Below are 5,191 nucleotides of genomic sequence, written 5' to 3'. Positions count from 1 at the left end.
CGAGCCGAGCGTGGAGGACACCATCCTCATCCTCGAGGGGCTCAAGAGCCGCTACGAGGACCACCACGGGGTGAAGTACGACACGGAGGCCCTCCGGGCGTCGGCGGAGCTGAGCGCCAAGCACATCAACGACCGCTTCCTGCCGGACAAGGCCATCGACGTCATCGACGAGACGGGCGCGGCCGAACGGCTCAAGCCCGACGGCAAGCGCACCGGGAAGGTGACGGTGGCGGACGTGGAGACCGTCATCTCCAAGATGGCGCGCATCCCGGCCAAGAGCGTGACGGCCAGCGAGGGCGTGCAGCTCAAGAACCTGGAGCCCGAGCTCAACAAGGTCATCTTCGGCCAGGAGTCGGCCATCAAGTCGGTGGTGGACGCCATCAAGCTGGCGCGCAGCGGCCTGCGCGCGCCGGAGAAGCCGATTGGCAGCTTCCTCTTCTCGGGCCCCACGGGCGTGGGCAAGACGGAGCTGGCCAAGCAGCTCGCCGCGGTGCTGGGCGTGGAGTTCCTGCGCTTCGACATGAGCGAGTACTCGGAGAAGCACACGGTGAGCCGGCTCATCGGCGCGCCTCCGGGTTACGTGGGCTTCGACCAGGGCGGTCTGCTCACCGACTCCATCCGCAAGCACCCCTACGCGGTGCTGGTGCTGGACGAGATTGAAAAGGCCCACCCGGACCTCTTCAACATCCTGCTCCAGGTGATGGACCACGCGACGCTGACGGACAACAACGGCCGGAAGGCGGACTTCCGCAACATCATCCTCATCCTGACGACGAACGCGGGAGCGCGGGAGATGAGCACCAAGTCCATCGGCTTCGGCGACAAGCAGGCACCGGCGGACGCGCACCGCGCGAAGAAGGCGATCGAAACCACCTTCACGCCGGAGTTCCGCAACCGCCTGGACGGGTGGGTGCTCTTCTCCGGTCTGCCGCCCGAGGTCATCCTCAAGGTGGTGGACAAGGAAGTGGGCCTGCTCCAGAAGATGCTGGTCGAGAAGGGCGTGAAGCTGGAGCTGACGCCGGCGGCGCGGGCGTGGCTGGCCGAGAACGGGTACGACCCGGCCTTCGGCGCGCGGCCCATGGCGCGGCTGGTGGACAACACGCTCAAGAAGCCGCTGGCCGAGGCGCTGCTCTTCGGCGAGCTGAAGAACGGCGGCGTGGCGCGCTTCGACGTGGAGGGCGAGGGCCTGAAGCTCAAGAGCGTCTCCACCCCGGAGACCGCCCCCGCGGCGTAGTCCCCCCCTCCGCGGACGCTGGAAACACGAAGGGCCAGGTTGGAGGGTCTCCCCTCTTCCCTGGCCCTTGGTGCTTCTACCGCCAGCCCACCGCTAGACGCGGTAGCTCTTCACCGCGCTGCTGAGCTGGTCGGCGATGATCTGCAGCGTGGTGGCGGCCTCGCCGGTGGCGCCGATGCGCGACACCGTCTCGTCCATCATCTTGGACAGGTCACTCACGGCGGTGGTGATCTGGTTGATGCCCACGTTCTGCTGGCCCACGGCGGCGGCGATCTGCCGCACGGCGGCGGCGTTGTCCTGGATGATGGAGGACAGCTCGCGCAGGTTCTTGCCGTAGGTGCGCACCTGCTCCAGGCCCACCTCCATGCGCTGCGAGCCGCGCTCGGTGATGCGCACGGCCACGTTCACCGAGTTGCCGATATCGTCCAGCAGCTCGCGCACGCGGTCCGTGGACTCGATGGACTGGTCGGCCAGGGCGCGGATTTCACGAGCCACCACGCCGAAGCCCTTGCCGTGCTCGCCGGAGCGCACCGCCTCGATGGCGGCGTTGAGCGCCAGCATGTTGGACTGGTCGGCCAGGTCCTTCACCGTCTGGGTGATGCTGCCGATCTGCTGCGTGCGCTCGCCCAGCTCGAGGATCTTCTGGGCGATCTCCTGCACCTGGGCGCGGATGTCGTTGAGGCCCACGAGCGTCTGCTCCAGGGCGGCCTCGCCCGTGCGGCTCAGCTCGTCGGCGCGCTCGGCCACGGACAACACCGAGTCGGCCTTCTGGGCGGCCAGGAGGCTCGTCTGGCGGATCTCCTGCGCGGTGACCTGCGTCTCCTGGAGCGCGGAGGCCTGGCGCGAGACGGTCTGCGACTGCTCGCTGGAGGAGGCGTTGAGCTGCTCGGTGGAGGCGTTGAGGGCCTCGGCGGCCTGCTGGAGGTTCTGCACCACCGAGCGCTGCCGCTCCATCATCTGCGCGAAGAAGCGGGCGAGCTGGCCCACCTCGTCCCCGCCCTGGACCGGGATGGGCCGGGTGAGGTCGCCGGACTCGACGATGTGGGCGGCCGCGTCGGTGAGCTCACGCAGGGAGCGGACGACGGAGCGGCTCAGGACGACCGCCGCCAGCACACCGCCGAGGACGATGAGCAGACCCAGCCCCATCATGGTGAGCCACAGCCGGCCCACCTGGGCGCTGATGCTCTCCTGCTTCAGGCCCACGTGCACCACGCCCCGGATTCCACCGGACAGCGGCGCGGCCACGTCGATGGCGTTCAGGCTCTTGCCTTCCACCGGCACCTCCACCGCCTCGCGCACCTGCACGCGCTGGCCGTTGGTGAGCTCGCCAGGCAGGAGGGTGTTGGCCTCGAGCAGCGCCTTGGGGAACTCGCCCGAGAAGGTGTGGGCGAGCACGTTGTTGGCGCCGTCCACCACGTAGAGGTAGCGCACGCTGTCGGCGTCGCGGAAGGTGTCCAGCAGGGGCTGGAGCGAGGTGGCGCCATCGGACGAGGCCCGCTCGGCGGCCGCCGTGAAGCCGATGGCGATCGCCTTGCCCTCGCTCACCGTGCTGTCGAGCAGGTTACCGCTCAGCCGTTGGGCGGCCACCACGGTGAGGAGGATCGCCACGGCGACGCTGACGACCGCCGTGACGAGAATGAACTTCGGGCCGATGCCGAGTGATGAGTTGGAATGGGCGTTGGGACTCACGGGAGATCCTCAGCGAGAAGAGTCGAGGCCAGCGCCAGCGGCTGGAGGAGAAAAGGGTTCAAGCGACGCCCTCCGGACCGGCGGGACGGGTGGGCATGGGGCCGCGGCGGCAGCTCATGCGGATGATGTCGGGGACGGCGGACAGGGGAACGCCCCGGTCCGTTCCCTTCATTTCGATGGCCACACGGGGCATGCCGAAGACGACCGAGCTGGCCTCGTCCTGGGCGAAGGTGACGCCACCGGCCTTCTTGATGTCGAGCAGACCGCGGGCCCCGTCGTCACCCATGCCGGTGAGGACGCCGCCTCCAGCACGGCTCCCGTAGGTGCGCGCGATCGACGTGAGCAGCAGGTCTCCCGAGGGGCACGGACCGCCGCGCGTGCGCGTCAGCCGTACCACCCCGTTGCCCTCCACCGTCATGTCGTGCCCGTCGAGCGGGAAGTACACCCGGCTGGGCTCCAGGCGCTCGCCCTCTCGTGCGATGGCCACCTTGAGGGGCGTCACCTGAGACAGCCAGCGCACCATGCCGGGGGTGAAGCCCTCGGTGATGTGCTGGGCGATGACGATGGGCACGGGCAGATCCGCCGGCAGGCGCGAGAGCACCTCCGACAGCGCGGGCGGGCCACCCGTGGACGCCGCCAGGCCGAAGATGTCGACCCGGGCGCCCGTGGCGGGCGGCGGCGGCGTGGCGATGCGCAGCCGGCGGGAGATGACGGGCACCTCCGCCATCAGGCACACCGACTCGGCGAGCTGCCGGCCCCAGCGGCGCAGCTCCTCGCCGCTGCTGACGGTGGGCTTGCCAATGAGCTCCAGCGCCCCGGCGCTCATCGCCTGGAAGCACACCTCCAGGTTGCGCTGGTCCGCCACGGCGCTCACCACCAGGATGCGCGCTGGCGCCTCGGCCATGATGGCCGCGATGGCCGCGGGGCCATCCAGGTCCGGCATCAGCAGGTCCATGGTGATGACGTCCGGGCGCAGCAGCCGCGCCAGTGTCACCGCCCGACTGCCGGTGTTGGCCCGCCCCACCACCTCGATGCGCGGGTCATCCGTCAGCAGCGCGCTGACGGCGTCCGCCATCGTGGGTGAGTCGTCCACCACCAATACGCGGATGCGAGCCTTCTCGCTCATGCTCGCGCCCCTCTGCGGCTCATCACGTCCAGCACCTCGGAGAGCAGACGCCCGGCGGCACACTCACGCTTGCTGAGGTAGCCATCCGCGCCCGCGGACAGACCCCTGGAGCGCGCGGCGGCGCTGTCGTTGGCCGAGACGAGGATGCACGGGATCTCCTTCGTGTCCGGCTGCGTGCGCAGCTTCGCGATGAGCTCGGTCCCGTTCATCTCCTCCATCTCGAGGTCACAGATGATCACGTCGTAGCTCTCCGTCTTGAGGCGCTCCATGGCGCGAGCGCCGCTGGCGGCCAGGTGCACGGTGAAGCCACCGGCCTCCAGCATGGCGCGGTGCAGCGCGCGCGCGGTGAGCGAGTCGTCCACCACCAGGGCGCGGCGGCTCTGCGGCATGGCGACCGTGGCCTGGGTGGCCTCGGCGACGACCCAGCCGGGACGGAGGATGAGCAACAGCTCGCCACGGCTGAGGATGGCGGCCCCCTGGTAGGCGGGAACGTCGCGAACCTCCGCGGGCAGCGGGCGGATGACGAGGTCGCGGTCACCCACCACCGCGTCCACCATCAGCGCCATGCGCTTGCCGCCGCTCTGCACAATCAGCAGCGGCTGGCCCTCGGTGGGCAGCGAGGGGGCGCGCAGGCCCAGGCGCGAGCCCAGGTCCACCACCGGGATGAGCTGCCCGTGGTGCTCCAAGTGCGTCTGGCGCTTGCCCGCGCGCAGGGTGCTGGTGCGCGCGAGCTGCGTGGCCTCCACCGCCAGCATGGGCAGGCCCACCGGCATCTCCAGCGTGCGCACCACCAGCACGGGCGAGCTGCCCAGCTCCACCGGCAGGGTGAGCATGAAGCGCGTGCCCTGCCCCAGCGTGCTGGCCACCTCGATGCGGCCCTGCAGCGCCTCCACCGCCTCGCGCACCGCGTCCAGGCCCACGCCGCGCCCGGAGGTGTCCGTCACCTCCGAGCGGGTGCTGAAGCCCGGGCGGAAGATGAGGTCGCGCAGCTGGTTGTCGTTCATGCGCGCGGCCTCGTCCGGCGCCACCACGCCGCGCTGCTCGGCGAGCTGGCGCACCCGCTGCACGTCGATGCCGCCGCCGTCGTCGCTGGCCTCCAGGTAGAGCAGGTTGCCCTGCTGCTCCACGCGCAGGGTGAGGGC

Annotated in this window: 4 protein-coding genes; 1 reads left to right on the top strand and 3 read right to left on the bottom strand. The window is 70.3% G+C overall.

The window, feature by feature from the left end:
* On the top strand, window positions 1–1,234 hold a 1,234-nt coding region (locus VF794_RS05390), incomplete at its 5' end, for an AAA family ATPase (protein ID WP_331108102.1).
* A 93-nt stretch (window positions 1,235–1,327) separates the two neighbouring features.
* Here VF794_RS05390 and VF794_RS05385 read toward each other — a convergent pair.
* The 3 genes from VF794_RS05385 to VF794_RS05375 all read right to left on the bottom strand — a co-directional run.
* On the bottom strand, window positions 1,328–2,923 hold the full coding sequence (locus tag VF794_RS05385; protein WP_331108101.1) for a methyl-accepting chemotaxis protein: 1,596 nt from the start codon (window positions 2,921–2,923) through the stop codon (window positions 1,328–1,330).
* Between the two features lie 58 nt (window positions 2,924–2,981).
* Window positions 2,982–4,049: a chemotaxis protein CheB gene (locus tag VF794_RS05380; RefSeq protein WP_331108100.1), complete on the bottom strand. Its 1,068-nt coding sequence runs from the start codon at window positions 4,047–4,049 to the stop codon at window positions 2,982–2,984.
* On the bottom strand, window positions 4,046–5,191 hold a 1,146-nt coding region (locus VF794_RS05375; protein ID WP_331108099.1), incomplete at its 5' end, for a response regulator. The genes VF794_RS05380 and VF794_RS05375, both read right to left, overlap by 4 nt.

This window comes from Archangium sp. (assembly GCF_036389735.1).
GTDB lineage: Bacteria > Myxococcota > Myxococcia > Myxococcales > Myxococcaceae > Archangium.
Note: the sequence above shows the minus strand (reverse complement) of the source record. Positions and strands in the feature narration are given on the sequence as shown.

Bases quoted from the DNA above. Each gene is read 5' to 3' on its own strand.
- VF794_RS05380 (WP_331108100.1), bottom strand. From the start codon at position 4,049: ATGAGCGAGAAGGCTCGCATCCGCGTATTGGTGGTGGACGACTCACCC.